The following is an 18,380-nucleotide window of genomic DNA, read 5'->3' on the forward strand; positions in this document are numbered from 1 at the left end:
TTAAAGGGTAATTACTTTTGAAGCATTGGCTTGTAGGGTAATGATATCCATCATCGTTCCAGGAATTCCTACCGCCATAAGGTCACTCATTTCATAAAAATCAAGACATGTCTTACATGCAAGAAGAACGACCCCCTGGGCTTCAATAAGTTTTAATGTTTCAAGAACAGGACTATCCTTATGTAGAAGTTTCACTCCTGCGTTATAGAAGGTGATGATCTTAGGAAGTCTATCATCATCGAGTATAAGCTTTAGGTAACTACCCATCAGTTTAATGGCAAGAGATGGGTCGCCATGCCCCATTCCGTATTGGTTTATTTGGATGAGGGTATTTTTTGAATGTTCCATTACAGTAAATATTTTCCTCAAAAGTAGGAATAATAAAATCAGAGCAGATGGTAATAGACAATAAAGTTAGAAAAGCTGACGAAGAATTGTGTGACATTTGTATCTTTGATAATCATTAACTATTTCTACCGTAATTATTGCACTACATGAGTTTCTTTAAGATATACAAAGCATCTGCAGGATCAGGAAAGACTTATAGTATTACCCGAGAGTACTTATTACTTATTCTAGAGGACCCTCAAAAATATAGTAATATTCTTGCTGTTACTTTTACCAATAAAGCGACTTCGGAGATGAAGAGTCGTATTTTACAGGAACTCTCGATTATTGCCAAAGGCGAGTCATCGGATCATTTGGAAGCAATATGTAAGAAACTAGATAAGCCTGAGAACTATGTACGTAAGGTGGCCCATTCCATTCTATCGAGAATTCTTAAAGATTATGCTCGCTTCTCGGTAAGTACCATTGACAGTTTCTTTCAGAAAGTGATTCGTTCGTTTTCTAGAGAAGTACAGTTACATGCGGCTTATAATCCAGAGCTGGATCACCAGCAGATACTTAGTGAGGCAGTGGATCGTTTGTTTATGGAGGTAGATCATAATCTACCTTTGAAACAGTGGTTATTGGAGTATGCAGACGATAGAATCGAGCAAGGCAAGAGGTGGAACTTTAGGCAAGAGCTTGAGAATAAAGGTGGTCTTATCTTTCAAGAAGACTTCAAGAACTTTGGTCCTGAAATTATTGATAAACTAAGAGATAGAGCCTTTTTGCAAGGCTATATCACAGAGCTTAAAACGGTGATTTTAAGCTATGAAGATCGTATGAAAGAGATCGGATCACATGCGGTAAAGATGATTGATGATTCGAGTGTTGCCCTGAATGATTTTAAGTTCGGAAAGTCAGGAGTTGCAAACACTTTTTATAAGATTACAGATAAAGAAGAGTACTACTTTGAGTTGGGAAGTAGGGCATTAAAAGCCATTGACGATGCTACACAATGGGTCACTGCCACAAAGCCCAATGGAGTAAAGGGTGAGATTGAAAGACTCTTTAGCGACGGGTTGAATGACGATCTAAAATCCATTATGGCTTTGATGGAGACAGATGCCCCAAGGGTTTACACGGCCAAGTTAATTCTACCACAGTTAAGAGGAATTGGAGTGATGATGGATATTGCCAAGCACGTGTCAGAGATCTCCAAAGAGAAGAACCTTCTGCTCTTATCAGATTCGTCACAACTACTATTATCTGTGATTGAAGATGACAGTTCCCCATTTGTATTTGAGAAGATGGGAGAAACCTACAAGCACTTTATGCTAGATGAGTTTCAGGATACATCAAAACTTCAATGGCAGAACTTCTTTCCTTTGATCAACAATGCCCTTTCGGAAGGAAACTTTTCGATGGTCGTTGGAGATGTGAAGCAGTCTATCTATCGTTGGAGAAATAGTGACTGGCAACTGCTGGCAAAGAAAGTGCCGTATGATCTTCGCCATTATAAACCAGAAGATGTCACATTGGAGACGAACTGGAGGAGTACAAAGAATGTGATTACCTTCAACAATACCATGTTTCATTTTGGATCAGCTATTGTACAGGCTGATTTTAATGAGGATATCGAATCGCGCCCTATTGAAGAGCTGTTCAAAAACGATTTAAAACAACGTATCACCGAAGCCTATCAAGATCAGTTCCAGCACTATTCAGGAAAGAAAGAGAACGAAGGTCAGGTACAGGTCGAGTTTATTCCATCAGAGGAGATGGATTCCAATGAAGCGTCGTTAGAGCGTATGCTTCTGCAGATTGAACACTACCGTAATCAAGGTTATCGTTATGGTGAGATGGCTATCTTGGTTCGTAAAGTATCCGAAGGAAATATGATTGCCAACCGCATTATGGATCATGCAACAGAGACCCATAATAGTGATATGAAGGTAGTATCTAATGACTCATTATATATTGCCAATGCACTCACCGTACAATTTGTGATTCATGCTTTGCGGTACCTTATTGATATGAATACCTTAGACTATACCTCTATGCGTGGTATCTTCTTACGCTATATCTTTCCATCATTGGATGCAGGAACGCAAAACCTTATACGCACCAACTCAGCAGATGGCCAATTGTCATTGTTGTTAGAAAACCCTTTTCCTCAGAAAGAGGATGAGATATTCAATTGTAAAGAGGTCTCTTCATTTCATTTCTTTGATCAATTCTTTAAAGAAGAGACGTTAGAGAGTTTGAAATTTCGCCCATTATATGAGTTGGTAGAGTTGGTTATCAACTATTTTCATCTAGAGAAAGTTCATAATGAATGGCCGTACCTTCAATCTCTTCTAGATAGTATATTGGAATACTCAAGGATGGAGTCGGCGGATATTGCCTCGTTTATTGAGTGGTGGAATCACAAAGGAGCCAAAAAGACATTGGTGTTATCCGAAGAGATTGATGCGATCAAGATCTATACCGTACACAAATCCAAAGGTCTGGAATTTAAGGTTGTAATGATCCCATTTTGTAATTGGGACCTCTATCCATCCTCCATGTTACCCAATACCTTATGGTGTCAAACAGAGGAGGCTCCTTTCTCTTCGTTAAGCACCATTCCTGTTCAATATAGTAGTACCATGGCCAAATCCCTATTTGCTCCATACTACTATCAAGAGAAAATTATGGGGGCTATTGATAACCTTAACCTACTCTATGTCGCTCTCACTAGAGCTGAAGAAGCTCTATGGCTGGGGATACCTCAACCAAAGAAGAAGTCAAAAAGCCTGAAAAGTGTTGGAGATCTCATATACCTTATGATGAACTCAATGCCTGCCATGGATAGTGATGATAGAGAACGTTTTATCGAATTTGGCGAACATTTTGATATAGAGACAACCAAATTTGATTTTGGCACTTTGCCTGTCATATCTACGGAAAAAGAGTCTATCGAAGAGAAGCCAACCAAAGGGTTTCCTGTCGCCTCCTCTACACAGTTACCAGAGATACATATAGGAAACTATATCGATAAGATTGCAATACGAAAGAACTCTGAACTATTCTTTGAGATCGACCCCAGTGAACGATCTCAAAAGATCAACTACGGTACGCTAGTACATCAAATACTTGAGAAATCGGCCAACCACGAAGAGATGCAGAAGCAGATTAGGACACTCTATTTTGAAGGCGCATTGACCAAAGAGGAGATGGACACGCTCACAAAGGTACTTAAAGAAGCTCTTGAACTTAATGAGATAAAGCCATGGTTCGATGGCACATATCAAGTGATCAATGAACGTCAGATTGTACGAAGTGGTAAACAAGGAAACCACCGTCCTGATCGTATTATGATCCAAGGTCATGATGCCATTGTTGTCGATTATAAAACTGGGGATGCAGATATTAAGAAACATCAAAGGCAAGTAGAAGGATATATTGATGATTTAAATTCGATGGGCTTTAAGAATGTTAAAGGGTATCTATGGTATGTAATGGATCACAAGGTGGTAGAGGTCATTATGAAGCGATAATACTTCTCTCTTGCTTAATGAAATAAGAGATATGCACCTGTTCTATTTTGTTTGGGGATTCTTAAATATCATCTCACGGTGATGCTAAACAAAATATATGTGAAACAATTTATCAATCGCTCGAATTAGAGTTGATATAAACCGTCGAATAGTAAAATAGTATGATTCGTATTGGGATTATTGGAATGGGATATAGAGGTACGATTCATTTTAAGAATCTACTTCTACGAGAGGATGTGATTGTGATGGCGATTGTAGATCCCCATTACAATGAAGAGGAGATAAAACGATGGTGTAACGAGAAAGGAAAAGCAGTACCTGCGTTATACTCTTCACAGAAGGGATACCATGAAATGATGTCCGTTCACGATATTGATGGGGTGATTCTATCTGTACCTTGGGACCTATTCACTCCGATTTTACTTGAATTACTTCCATATCCATGTTATATCGGAGTAGAGGCTTCTAGTATTGATAAAATAGAGGATATAGAACGACTACAGAAAAGTTATCAAGCCCATAATTCAGAAGTTATGATTTTGGAGAATGCCTGTTACCATAGAGATGTAATGGCAGTATTCCAGATGGTTGGAAAAGGGCTATTTGGCGAACTTGTACATCTTCGGGGTGGATATGAGCACGACTTACGAAAGGTGAAGTTTGATGAAAAGTTCTGTTTTGGACCGAATGCAAAACATGAAGCAAGGTGGAGAACTGCACATTCTCTTCAAAGAAATGGCGATCTATATCCCTCTCATGGAATAGGCCCTATCGCCTATATATTGGATATCAATAGAGGTAACCGGTTTGTTTCAATCTCATCTTTTGCCTCCAAATCAAGAGGACTTGGTAATTACCTTAAGAGACACAAAGGGGTTGATCATCTTGATGCTAAATTACCATGGAAACTAGGCGATGTAATTACATCAACACTTACAACACAAAGAGGTGAGACCATTATACTCACGCACAATACCAATACTTCTCGACCATATTCGTTAGGTTTTCGTGTTCAGGGAACCGATGGAATATGGATTCAGGAAAATGGCAATCATCTCCATATCGAATCGTTAGGTGAATCTGTAGATTGGATGGAAAATCCAGACCAAATATTACGACAACATGATGCAGTATGTTGGAAGAGATATCATAAAGAGGCGGCAAAAACAGTAAGACACGATATGGATTTCTTTGTTCTGAATGATTTCTTACTTGCCGTTGACTCTAAAACATCTCCTAAATTTGATATTTATGATCTGCTATCATGGATGGCTATCTCCCCTCTCTCCGAAGAGAGCATAAAGCAAGGAGGTCTTCCTATACCCTTTCCAGACTTCACCAATGAACAATGGAGGTCTCGAGAGAGTTTTTACAAAGAGTAGCTGATTAAGATATGATAGAAAATAGTAGTAATATCTTAATCAAATTTATTCCTCTTTCCCAATTAGGTTGGTATAAACACAAGCTACCCTCTCAATACCAAACCAATATAAACATTGATCATAAAGTCGCCCATCTCATTATCTCCCATTATGTCTAATACATCGGAATCGATGCGAACTTCTTTATAGTCGATAGGAAAAAGATAGAATAGATTTAAACCGAAGTCTAAACAAAGTCCTTTGGATAGAGACAGATAGTTACCTGCTCCTAAACGAAATCCACCAGTGCTATAGGTATTAACACTATCAAATATTGTAACATTCTTTCTTACTGCTCCAGCACCAATAGCAATATATGAGTTCGCCTTAGTCAACTGATTGAAGAAACGGTAGCAATAAGAGAGATAAAACGCATGAGTAGAAACATCTAGCGATGAATTATACTCTATCTGGGGAAAAGTAAAAGATAGATCATTAAATTTCTTTGTTACATCCTTTGAACTTTTAGTTCCAAAATAGTCCAATGCAAATCCACTATTTCGCTGTCCATAAAAGGTTAGACTCACTGCATAAGTCATATTTATACTCCTTTTAACAAACCCATTATCAATACTATATTTAGGAGTACTCCAAGAAGATCCAATCCCACCATACACCCCAAAATAGTATCGATAGCTTGAAGGTGTCGCAAATTGTGATTTTGGCTTATGTCTCTTCTTGCCAACACAATTTAGCTTGTAGTTCGAGACATTTTCTAAGAGATAGGTGACTTCAACCGGTTGACCTGAACTTTTGACCTTAATCGTAATAGTAGTTTCTTCAATCGATAATATTTTTCCATGGATCTGGGCTCCATCTTTAAGAATGAGGAGATCTTGTGCCATCACAAAGCTACATGTGATGACAAACATAGTTAGAAGGGATAAGGCTCTTTTCATATTATTAGATTTTACTTCAGACAAATACTATAGTAGCCATTTATCTAAAGACCAATATATTCGTCACTTTGTGATGAGAAACAATAATTTGGTTCACTCATAGCAAGATAGTGTAATAAATATACAATTAATCTATAATAAAGTTCCTTATTAATTTCAGGTTCATTCACAGCATTGGCGTACAAACATCATTAATGTCCTAACATGATCCCTAAGCTCACATGTAACTGTAATGCAAGCACCTCAGGAGTATATTTATATCCATCTGGTTCTTCGGGGGCATATTGCTCTTCAAATTCGGACCCATACACCCCAAGAATACCAACAGAAAGAACAAAATTGAAGCCATTTACCACCTTAATAACATATCCTCCAGAAAGACTTGCAGCAAATCGAGAAACATCAACTATATTCTTCTCCTCTTTGCCCACATCTTCCAAATGATATTTTCCGACACCCAATCCAAAATCTAAATATCCACTACCATTTTCTCCTCTTAACGATGGCCCTATCCTAAGGGATAACAAATATGCATTAAATTTGGATTCTGTTCCTACTTTACTACTCGGAGAATAGGTTCCTGCATGCATATAAGTAAATCCAATAGAGCCTCCATTAAGATCAATTGGGCTAAAGTTTACTTTCCAAAAACCACCACCAGAAGAAACTCCTTTACCTCGCTCTTTATCCTTTAACAGCAAACAATTGGCCCCATACTCAACAGAGAAAAAAATAGAAGGGGTTCTTGGAGGTTCGACTACAGCCTCTAACGAAGGATTATCATTACCGATAATCAAAGTACTATCACCTCCAAAATCTGTATATGGATTCAAACTATTTGATGCTTTACTATCGTCAAAATCTTCAATACTCAATCTAGTATAATAGCCTCTACTTATTCCTTTAATAATCTGTTTTGACATATAGTACTGTACAACTTTGTTGTCCAAGCGCTGTTCAATCTTTACTTTAGTACTCTTTTCTCTAATAACTAGACATGCAATTGAATCCCCTGATGTAGTAACAATTAGATCTTGACCAAAAAGTGGAAGCAAACAGAAGGTGCATATAATTGATAAAAATAGCTTTCTCATAATAGAAAAGATTTTATTAGTAATCATTATAACGAACATACAGATTTAGTAATCGATTCCTTTATCACAACCGCATGACCAATACCATTCTAAAATATTTGCTATAATATATTTATTATTAACAAAAATATACATTTATTTCACTAATCAAAGATATTAGCATAATAATATGGAGCATACGATAGAAGGCAGCCCTCTTAATCACTCGTAGGCAACAACTTCAACTTATCGATCCTTTCGAAACATCTTCTTATTCACTTTTAGTCGCTGGGTAATACTCTTATTATCGAAAGAGACAATATCAATAAAGGGATCGCTAAAATCATCAATTACAATCTTCACCGTATCCCCTACATTTGAGATCGGTAACTCATTAGAAATAATACTACTTCCAATAAATATAACTTTAGGAAACTCCCTTAACTGCATGTAATAACTCGTGTTACCACCTCTAATATCTCTTCCCAGTCGTACGATGGTTCCTTTAATTTGAACTTGATTCTCAGATTGTGTTGGAGAGATGGTTCCATCTAATTGGTGCAAAGTATTTTTATAGTTACGTAAGGTCTCTTTTAGATTATTCCCAACACCAACAATGGTATAATCTCTTACCGAAACCATCGCAGTCATTTTGGATAAACCTCCCTTATCTTTCAAAGACATTACATATGTAGGAACTCCATTAATATTGTATGTAATAGGAAAGCTAGCTTCGTATCCTTTTTCTTGGACTTTCCCCATAGCTGACTTTCTTGCAGCTTGCTCTGTTGCACCAACTTGTTGATACCAAATAGTTTCTTTAGTTCTCGTGTTAACCAGAACAAATCCAACGGTACCTTCGTCGGCACCAACTGATGTAAGTCCTGAATACCAATAAGATTTACCATCATTACCATAAACAAGAGAGAGTCCTTTAGTAGTCTGTAGCATACCTTGATTAGACCAATTCCCAAAACCATGAATAAATCTTCCCCAATCATCTAGTTGGTCTAATATAAACGCCTTAGGTTGGATTCGATCAATCCACCTGGGTGCATCATCAATAGCATACTCATTCATTCGGCCTGTTTCCACATCAATAACCAAAACACCTGTAGCATCCCCACCACTTGCAACAACCTTATTATCGTAGAGTGTAACGATCCAAAATGGTTTACCAAATTCATTAATTTCGAAAGTAGCATCCGTGAAACCATTGGTCATATATCCATTAAAATAGATATGACGATCGAGACAGTCTTGAAAATAAGCTTCTTTTTGATACTTAATACGAATTGGGTGATCTGCATATTTCTCAATAAACGAGACGTCTCTTGGATCCGTTGCACTCACTTTTATATAACCAGGTGTTCCGTTTTTATTTCTTTTCCATTTAAAGAATCCAGAATGACATACTGGGGCAATCCAATATAATTTACCTCTCACCATCTGTATTGTAAACTCCCCAATATCGACTTGACTCCCCAAGGATGGTATAGTCCCAAGAACTTTATCCCCCAAACGATATGCCATATCTCTATCTACAACTCGAATTTGGACAGTAGATACTGGGGCAAAATCATCCTCAAAACTAGACTTAATCTTCACGTCTCCGATCAAATTACGGTACGCTTTAGCATGGAATAATGCAGAAGAGTAGAACTTTAATCCCAGAACCCATAGAGATAATAATAATGTCATTACTCTCAAGAAATCGAAATATGCAAAACGAGGTCTTTTTATCTTACTATCCGTTTTCTTCGTCTTACCCTTATACTCTTTGTGCTCTACCTTAGTATTGACTGAGACCCAAAGCTCATTAAAACACTCATTAATAACACAATACCTAATCAAGAGTACTATACATATCAACAATAAATAAGAAGGAAACTCAACAAACGAGAAGGATAAGACAGGAGTAGTAAAATAGATAATTAAAAAGACTCCAAGGATGTAGGTTATAGATCTAGTTATCAACTTCATAGATTATAGTATAATATAGTATTGATTCCCATCACAAGTCGAAAGGGGATAGAGAATAAATTTTTTCCTACTATATTTCACACTAACTGTAAGTATAGGTGGAAATAGTTAAACTAATTACTTCAATATTTATTTCAACAGACAGTATTTATTATACAATAATACCTATTTTTTTTTATTGACCCACAGAAAATAACCAGTGATTGGGAGCGCTGCAAGTACAATCGCTATTAGAAACATCAATATCTTCCCAAAAATACCACCTATTGCTCCAACATGAATATCATAGTTCAACATAATCGCTTTTTCTCCACTACTAGCCTCTTCAAAACTTGATGACCTCACCAAATGTCCATTATATTGATTGAATGAGAGTCTAGCACTATTATAATATACCGCTTTATCATTCTGAACAAATACATTTACTGTTGACTCTTTTGACTTTTTAGGTTGATATATAGAGATTGCATAAGCATCAGTGTATATATCTTTACATGTGGAATAGACCTCTTGATAAATACCTATATCCTGGTGATCTACTATTGACTTTGGTACCGTAGTATCATAACTATTAACTCCCAAATTAAAGATCAGATATACAATTGCCATCATCCATCGAAAGGCCCAAATCATTCCTGTAATACAGATTACTATTGCTAATGGAAAAGTCAATGCCCCTAAAGTAAAGTGGATATCTCGGTTAAGAACACGCCATTTATTAAATCTAAGTTTAAATGCCCCCTTCTTTATTCCCTTCTTAGGCCACCATAACCATAGCCCTGTAATAAGACAAATAAAGAATAGCAAAGTGACAGCTCCTACAATTGGTTGCCCATATGCTGTTCTTAGAAAGTAACTCCAATGAAACATCTTTACCAATTGGAAAAACTCATACTTGTGATTTAATAACCCAATAACCTTACCGTTATATGGATTTATATAAACAATTTTGTCTTGTGTTATCCAATCAAAATAAGTAACCGCACTATTATCTTGATGGTAGGACTTAAATTCCCAACTCCGTGAAGGGTCTTGGTAAGTCTTAACCGAAGTGATGTCATAACCGTCAACTTCACGTTGCGCGATATCCCACAGTTTATCTATAGGTAAAGATTGATCACCTATTTGATCCACATACAAAACATCATGATGAAACGCATGGAATAGTTCCTTCTCAAAAACATACAAAGCACCACTAATAGAGGTCAAGAACATTAAAAGGCCTGTGACCAAACCAATATACTGATGTATAATAAAAATCTTTTTCTTCATACAAATAAAAAAATGGAGTCCCCTTAAATAGTAAGAGAACTCCTATGGTCATTTAATTTGAGATTAAAAACGACTATTGTGCTTTCTCCACTTTAAAGATTCCAGCTAAGTCTAAGCCCTTTACTGTAGCACCTTTTACTGCTTTCAATGTTTGCGTATCAATCTGATATATATTAATGTTATTGTTCGCATCATGAATTACAGTATATACTTTTCCATTTTCATATAGGACATTATTAGTACGAGTACCTGAAGTCACTGGTAAAGAAGAGATCTCCGAAATGGTCTTTTTAAATATATCGATGATTACATACTTACTTCCAAACACACTTGGACTTAATGAGCTCCACTTCGTCTCCACTCCATCTTTGGTCACCACACGAGCAAACACTCTTCCGTTGCCTAAATACTTTGTAAAGACCACTTCGTAGCCTTCACTCCCCGTCTCTTCAATATTGAAGAAATACCCAGGATCAAATTCTGTGGTTCCACTCTTTATTCGTAAAACTCCTGACGGTTTTGTCTCCTTGTCATATCCAGCTTCAATCGAACATGAAGAAAAGGTATAGATATCACCAGTCTCGGTCTCTACCATCATCTTACTATTCCCATATTGCCCAATAGGACCCGTTCTATCATCTTCAATCGTTTTTATAAATTCCAATGAAGGATAACTAAAAACACTTACCCATGCTTTATCAGTTTCAGGAGTTAAGAAATCACTCCCAGACAGTTTATAAATAGAGAGGAAAAGTTTATCTCCGATTACTCTTGCTGAGGTTGGCCAGAGGTACTCATTTGCTTCTAAAGCCATATTACTTAACTTCAACTTCTTCACACTGTTTGCCTTCAACTCTTTGGTATCGATAATCATCATCGTGCAAACATCTGTTCCTCCTCCCCAAGGAGCACCAATTCCTAACATAATACGATCATCAATCGATTGGTTCATATCTAATCGCTCAAAAACCATCTTCCCATAGTTTGTGAGCTTTCCACTATTGTTATCAACAGTGTAGCCGATAATATTATTATCCCCATATCCCACACTTAAATAGCGACCTGAAATGGAAGTAAAAAAACGCCAACCGATCTGCTCTAATCCATTTCCTTCTGCAGATATTTCACCGGACATTAAGTCTTTGGTTGTAAGAAGATAATCTGCAGTACTATTTCCCGTTTTTAACGTTCTTAATGCCACCACATATTTTTGATCGTGCTTAATATTCGCACTATTATCTATCTCTTCATCTTTCTTTTCACAAGAAGTTATTAAGCCTATTAGTAGGAGAAGTAGACTTAATTTTGTAATGTTTAATTTGTTCATGTTGTTTCTATTTTGAAATATAGTATCTCACTTTAGTCATAAAGGATCTACCTGGTTTTTGAAGTGCATAATTGTCATATAAACTGGCATCCAATAAGTTGTTGCATGCAACGGATAAGGAAACCTTCGGTGTTAATTGGTAAAGAACAGAGAGGCTATGAGATAACTGTTCTGGAATCGTATATTTCTCGGATTTGGTTCCCATATTAGGCCATGCCAAGAAGAACTGATGTACATAATTTGAGTTCCACCTAAGACTTAAGGCATCCTTTTGTCTTAAAAGGCGAGGAAAAGTATAGGAGCAATACAGGTTCCCATATAAATATGGTTTATTAGGTATTCTTACATCATAAAAACCATATTGATTGGACTTATTTACATCATCCAAGTATGTGGCATTTGCGGACAATGCAAACCTTGAGTTATAACGATAACTTAAATCAATATTATAACTACTCCCTTTCACCATGGAAAGATTTTCATAATGGCTGGTTATATTCTCTGCATTGAGTCGAATAAGATCTTTTGAGGAGCGATAAAAGTAATTCCCTTCAACCATCCATTGGTGCAGTCCAATACTCTTATTCCACACAAAACCGAAATTCCAATTATCACTCTGTTCTGGTTTCAAATTTGCATTATTTAAAATCAAGAGACCGTTACCTAAGGTTTCGGCTGCCTGGGGTAAGCGATATGTTTTCTCAAAAGAACCCTTAAGTTGAAAATCATCCGTAATAAAAAATGTTGATGAAAATCCGGCACCATGATGATGATATGTTGCCTCTATAGGGTTATAAGTATTATAACTTGCTTCTACTGATTCGAGATGCATCCAATAGTTCTTGTAGAAGATATTGGATCTCCATTTCTCAGAAAATGCCTTCCATTCATAGGATACTCCAAGAATATTCTTCTTCAATATATTTGGCTCCTTAAAAGGAATTTCATAAGGATTAGCCTCATCGGTCCCTTCCCTTCGATAGTAACTATAACTATTATTTACAGAGATCTTCTGATGGGTATTAATTGGATAGTCTAAGCTGACATTAGACATCACACTTCGATCATGATAGGTCAATAAAGTTTTATACCTCAAAAGTTCACCGGATGTTCCAATAGCATTTAGCGTATAATCACCATCCCAATTATATTTTCGAGAACTTGTATCTGCAACCATTGTACTATTTATATTCATTGAAGTGAATGCTTTTAAATCCAACTTTTTTAGAATAAAACCTCTCTTTCGATACAATACTGAGGGCATCCCCATCTTACTCGTAGTATATGTTTGACCAGCCACTTGAGTCATATTTACACCAGTCTGTTGCTCTTTATAATCCGTAGAGCCAATGATCTTTAGTGTCAACTCATCAACCCAAGGGAGATCTACCAAACTTACGCCAAACTCAGCAGATGCACCTTTATAGGCATCGTGAAAACGACTCCTCTTTTGAACACCCTTATAAGACAGATCTTCTTTATCATAAATCTCGACATCGACCTTGTAATCATTATCAGCATAATTGCCAATAACATTAGTAAATAAAGCAACATGTTCTGAAACAAATTTCTTGGACAATACAGACAGTTGATTTTGATTGAAAGAGCCATAACTGTAGGAGAAATCCAAATAATCTCTCTTCTGCTTATTTGTAACGATATTCACCGCAGCCCCAAGAACGTCAGCCCCAAGATAGACTGGCGTAACCCCTTTATAAACCTCAATTCTTTGGGCAATATTTATTGGAAGACTATTCAATCCATAAGACCGACCTAAAAACTCCATAGGGATTCCATCAATAAAAAACTTCACTTGATTACCTGAAAAACCATTTATAGTAAAATTAAAATCCGAACCCATGCCTCCAGTTTGACGTATCTTTACACCTGGAACCTCTTCCAATGTTTGATTGATATCTTTACTCAGTCCTTTTATCTGTTTGGTTTCGATAGCAGAAACGGTAAAACTAGATCTCTTTATTTGAGAAGTTTCTGAATAACCATGCACAACTACATTATCTAAATCGACATAAAGACTTTTTAATCGAATATTAATTTTCATCGGTTTACTCCTCTTGAAGTATAATGCTCTCTTCACCTCTTCATAACCAACATATCTAACCACGAGCGTATCTGTAGAAACATGCGTATGCAATGTTAATTGAGCAACTCCATTAGCATTGGTCACTCCACTTTTTTTATGATGAATTAGCTGTACTGATGCATAAGGAATAGGAGTGCCCTCCTCATCCATCACCACGACATATATTGCATACTTATTATAGGCATCAGGATTTGCTGTTTTACAAAACCCTACAGATATCGTCTGCATTACGATTAGAGACAGAAGTAGTAATCTCATTATTTAAAGACAAATTGGTTTGATATTTCTATACAAACATAATTTGTGTTATCAAGGAAGTCAATACCAACAATTAGGGATATACAACTCTTTTTTATCCCACAACACATAACAGTACAATCATGTAAATATCAAACCAACACTACTCAACAGTAAGTAAACAGATGTCTACAAATATTCAGCATATCCCCTGATTTAGGTATTCTAATAAAATATATTGTCACATGAGAAACATAAATACAGATTAACGAAATAGTACAATCATATTTCAATCAGAGTTTACTCACAAAAGCAAAGATATTTCCTGAACTATTTTGTTTTCATACGTAATTCAGGAATAAATATTTAATGAAATAGCCTGTATTTTTAATGAAATATAATTTCGGAGAGAATATAGATACGACTGAAGAAAAAGGAAAAACAGGAATCTAACTTATCGTATATAGAAACCTTTACTAAGAAGTAAAATAACCGAGATAAAACAAATCGATCACAGACGTTCTGCCATACGATCAAAATTAAAGCTTCAACTGAGGTCTTGATCATTTTCACGATCACCTGTCATTTTGTATCTTTGCTACAAGAACCAATTTGTTTCTTAAATCGATAAATAAAAGAGATAGTAATGAGAGAACAAATATCATTGTGGAATGATCAGTTAAAAGATAAGTCATCAAAAGAAATTCTTTCTTTTTTTCTAAATGAATTCAAAGGTGAAATAGCACTTGCATCTAGTCTTGGAGCAGAAGATCAAGTGTTAACACAGATGGTTCTATCTATTGACAAAGAGGCTAAAATATTTACTTTAGACACAGGTAGACTATTTCCTGAGACCTACGATCTTATTCATAGAACCAATTCAAAATATGGTATTAAGATGGCTGTATACTTTCCAGAGTCAGCTGCTGTAGAAGAGATGGTCAATACAGAAGGTATCAACTTATTCTTCGATAGTGTTGAGAAAAGAAAGCAATGTTGCCAAGTCCGAAAGATACAACCATTAAAAAGAGCTTTTAAAGGACTTAAGGTATGGATCTGTGGCCTGCGTAGAGAGCAATCGGTAACACGAACAGATATGAATATTGTTGAGTGGGATGAAGGCAACCAGATGATCAAGGTGAACCCTTTGATTAATTGGAATGAAGACAAAGTTTGGGACTATGTAAAAAATCAAGGGATTCCTTACAATACACTTCACGATAAAAACTACCCATCTATCGGATGTCAGCCATGTACTAGGGCAATTATGGAAGGGGAAGATGTAAGAGCAGGTCGTTGGTATTGGGAGTCACCAGATACCAAAGAGTGTGGACTTCATAAAAAATAGCTCAAAAAAGATTCCATTTGTCTATTTTACAAATGGAATCTTCTTTTTGCTTATACCTATTGAATTTTGAAATAATCTATCATCGCTTGCAAATATATTTTGTTAAGTCTAGATATAAGAATGGAAACATTGTTTTTCCCTAAGATGATAGTTTCTATAAAGGATACACATTATAGGACACAAGGGTAAAGCTCATTTCATAATTTATAGGATATTAATATCACTTTGTCCAGAACAGATGTTTCTCTAGCTTCTTCAATTCACTCTTCGAAGTCATATAAAAGTACTTCTTTAATTCATTATCTGCCGTATCACTTGGGCTAACATTCTTCAGCACTTTTCTATAATAAGAGGCTGCTTTCTTAAAATTCTTGGTCTTTGAATGGTGTAATAATGCCATCTGAAATAGAGCATACTCTTCATTCGGATAGAACTTTTCTATAGATTGAAAGGCTAGTGCTGCATCTTTATATTTCTTCTGTTCACTATACACATCTGCCATCTTCGAATATACAGACATCACTGCTTTCTCTTCTGGATATATCATCTTAACAGCCAATTTGAACATATTCATTGCCTTATCATTCTCTTTGATATCCATATAACAGCACCCTAGCACATGATACGGAGCATAGCTATCAATGTCTTTACTATTTTTTACATAAAATTCTAATAAAGGTATAGCATCCTTATATCTTTTTTCTTGGCATAGAGATAAGCCAGCATAATAGTAACAAAGCAATCGTCTTGACTTGTCCTCAATTAATTGTGTAAATACATCATGTGCATCTAGATATCGTTTCAATCGATATAGAATTACACCATAACTATACCTTAACTTTTTATAGGGACGCATCAAAGGAGGAGCATATTCATATACAGCATCTAATGCTTCTTGATTTAAATCCTTTGACATAAGATAGGAGAGATACTTATTCAATACTGAGGAGGAAGCACCACTCTTTAATGCTAAGAGATAATATGCTGGATATTGATCGACAAGTCCAATCTCTTTGGACATATCTCCGACCTGTTCCAATAGAAAGACGTTGGAAGAATCTCTCTCAAGGACTCCAGAAAAAAGATCTCTCGCTTGAGAAAACTCACCAATTTTACGATACACAATACCTTTGTGGATAGTCAATTGATCTGTATGAGGCTTCTCCTCTTCCATTTTATCTAATAGTGAAATACAACTAGGATAATCTCCAAGAACGAAATTCACCGCTTCTAACTGTTTTAACAACGAATAGTCATAAACTCCTTTTGTGTACATTCCTTGCAAGGTATCCAATGCATTTTTATAGTCATAATTCTGCATCCTCTCTTTCGCGTATGTTAATGCCAATCGAATATTTTGACACCTTTTATTCACGATTACCTCTTCAGGTTTTTCGTCTATAATTTTTACATTAGGATCAGTTGGTGTTGTTTGCACAACTTGTACTGCTTTACACATCACAAACAATGGGATACACAACAAACATAGAAGTTTGCTTTTCATAAGTAGCTTTTTTAAGAGTTGGTATAGATTATCACTTATGAAATCTAATTTAAAGATAATTATTATCTTTTCCAACGCTTATGACTCCACAACCACATTTCGGGATATGCATGCAATGACTCCTCTAACAATTCAACATATCGATCTATCAGTGAGAAATCATTCACCTCTGAAGGAGAGTGATGAATCTCTTTTAACGTCACACGGTAGTAACCACGCTTCACTTTAGAATATTGAGGATAAACCAAACATTGGTTTGTCTTTTTTGCAATAACATCAGCCCCAGTAAAAAATGATGTCTCTCTATTTAAGAAAGTAGTACGATATGAACCAGAACTCTCTTTTGGAGACTGGTCACCTATAATACAATTTAAAGCCACAACACCGTCTCTACGCTGTTTTAAACAAGCCCGATACCCCTTCTTTGATGGGATACACTCCACCCCAAAACGCTCACGTAATAATAACATCAATCCATCAAAATAACTATTTCGAAGAGGCTTATAGAAAGCTGTCACATGATGGGATATACTTAATGGAAAAATCGAAAACCACTCCCAATTAGCATGATGTGTTGCATATAGAACAACACTCTTCTTTTGACGAAAAAGATCCTCGATATATTCACTATTCTCTACAACATATCGTTTTTTTATCGACTCTTCAGAGACTGTAAGCACTTTTAACATCTCTAAGAACATATCACAAAAATGACGATAAAAACCACGTTCTATCTTCTTCCGTTCTTCGATTGTTTTCTCTGGAAATGCATGCATCAAGTTAGAAGAAACAACATCACGACGATATCGTATAACCCAATATAAAAGGATGAATCCAATATCAGAAATTATATATAATATCCTAAAAGGGAGAAGAGAAGCTAGATAAAAAGGGGCATACTTAACTTTGTTCATTCGTGTTTATTTAATTTGTTCTAATCAACATAACAATCGCAGGTAAATTAACGACTTTTCAAGTTAATAAGTAAGAAATGTTGAATAAAAATTACAACTATTGGTCATTAAAAATAGGTGATTGGTGAAAAATAATTCCTATCATTGCATGCTTTTAGATGGAACATAAACGGACTTATTAGTCTGTTTATAAGGGAATCTTGTGAAAATCAAGGACTGTACCCGCAGCTGTAATGGATAAAAGTAAACCTTGTTGTTAGAACCACTGATACTTAAATTGTATTGGGAAGGAACAACCAAAGGATCCAAAGTCAGAAAACCTACTTCTTTAAGTCATTTAAATAAATCGGCTATCGGGATTAATGGCTAGGTAAAAGAGCTAAGAGAATACCATCTCTTAGTAATGGATATCTATGACTTGGTAGTTTG

The 18,380-nt window shown here is 35.9% G+C and carries 12 protein-coding genes and 1 riboswitch; of the genes, 3 read left to right on the forward strand and 9 right to left on the reverse strand.

The window, feature by feature from the left end; translation table 11 throughout:
* Positions 1-348 carry a DsrE family protein gene (locus tag K5X82_05820; GenBank protein ID QZT38410.1) on the reverse strand — a complete coding sequence of 116 codons (348 nt, stop codon included), beginning with the start codon at positions 346-348 and terminating at the stop codon, positions 1-3.
* A 146-nt stretch (positions 349-494) separates the two neighbouring features.
* On the opposite strand from K5X82_05820, the gene K5X82_05825 reads away from it, so the two are divergent.
* On the forward strand, positions 495-3,869 hold the full coding sequence (locus tag K5X82_05825; GenBank protein QZT38411.1) for a UvrD-helicase domain-containing protein: 3,375 nt from the start codon (positions 495-497) through the stop codon (positions 3,867-3,869).
* 161 nt (positions 3,870-4,030) lie between these two features.
* Positions 4,031-5,251 carry a hypothetical protein gene (locus K5X82_05830; GenBank protein ID QZT38412.1) on the forward strand — a complete coding sequence of 407 codons (1,221 nt, stop codon included), beginning with the start codon at positions 4,031-4,033 and terminating at the stop codon, positions 5,249-5,251.
* An 83-nt stretch (positions 5,252-5,334) separates the two neighbouring features.
* Here K5X82_05830 and K5X82_05835 read toward each other — a convergent pair whose 3' ends face one another.
* From K5X82_05835 to K5X82_05860, 6 genes are all read right to left on the reverse strand, one after another.
* Complete coding sequence (locus K5X82_05835; GenBank protein ID QZT38413.1) at positions 5,335-6,189, reverse strand: hypothetical protein; 855 nt, start codon at positions 6,187-6,189, stop codon at positions 5,335-5,337.
* 191 nt (positions 6,190-6,380) lie between these two features.
* On the reverse strand, positions 6,381-7,283 hold the full coding sequence (locus tag K5X82_05840; protein ID QZT38414.1) for a hypothetical protein: 903 nt from the start codon (positions 7,281-7,283) through the stop codon (positions 6,381-6,383).
* 225 nt (positions 7,284-7,508) lie between these two features.
* Complete coding sequence (locus K5X82_05845; GenBank protein QZT38415.1) at positions 7,509-9,245, reverse strand: hypothetical protein; 1,737 nt, start codon at positions 9,243-9,245, stop codon at positions 7,509-7,511.
* A 165-nt stretch (positions 9,246-9,410) separates the two neighbouring features.
* Positions 9,411-10,517: a PepSY domain-containing protein gene (locus K5X82_05850; GenBank protein ID QZT38416.1), complete on the reverse strand. Its 1,107-nt coding sequence runs from the start codon at positions 10,515-10,517 to the stop codon at positions 9,411-9,413.
* Between the two features lie 73 nt (positions 10,518-10,590).
* Positions 10,591-11,844 (reverse strand): DUF4374 domain-containing protein, encoded by a 1,254-nt coding sequence (locus K5X82_05855; GenBank protein QZT38417.1) that lies wholly within the window; start codon positions 11,842-11,844, stop codon positions 10,591-10,593.
* Positions 11,845-11,851: 7 nt separating this feature from the next.
* On the reverse strand, positions 11,852-14,206 hold the full coding sequence (locus K5X82_05860; GenBank protein QZT38418.1) for a TonB-dependent receptor: 2,355 nt from the start codon (positions 14,204-14,206) through the stop codon (positions 11,852-11,854).
* Positions 14,207-14,831: 625 nt separating this feature from the next.
* On the opposite strand from K5X82_05860, the gene K5X82_05865 reads away from it, so the two are divergent.
* Positions 14,832-15,533 carry a phosphoadenylyl-sulfate reductase gene (locus tag K5X82_05865; GenBank protein QZT38419.1) on the forward strand — a complete coding sequence of 234 codons (702 nt, stop codon included), beginning with the start codon at positions 14,832-14,834 and terminating at the stop codon, positions 15,531-15,533.
* 220 nt (positions 15,534-15,753) lie between these two features.
* Here K5X82_05865 and K5X82_05870 read toward each other — a convergent pair whose 3' ends face one another.
* Together K5X82_05870 and K5X82_05875 are read right to left on the reverse strand one after the other, a co-directional pair.
* Positions 15,754-17,037, reverse strand: coding sequence for a tetratricopeptide repeat protein (locus K5X82_05870; GenBank protein ID QZT38420.1), 1,284 nt, complete (start codon positions 17,035-17,037; stop codon positions 15,754-15,756).
* A 62-nt stretch (positions 17,038-17,099) separates the two neighbouring features.
* The gene (locus K5X82_05875) at positions 17,100-17,951 is read right to left on the reverse strand and encodes a lysophospholipid acyltransferase family protein (GenBank protein QZT38421.1); all 852 of its coding nucleotides are present in this window, start codon (positions 17,949-17,951) and stop codon (positions 17,100-17,102) included.
* A 141-nt stretch (positions 17,952-18,092) separates the two neighbouring features.
* A riboswitch (cobalamin riboswitch) is annotated at positions 18,093-18,294 on the forward strand.
* Positions 18,295-18,380: the final 86 nt, after the last annotated feature.

The sequence above is a fragment of the Prolixibacteraceae bacterium genome (assembly GCA_019856515.1).
Classification (GTDB): domain Bacteria; phylum Bacteroidota; class Bacteroidia; order Bacteroidales; family Prolixibacteraceae; genus Halosquirtibacter; species Halosquirtibacter xylanolyticus.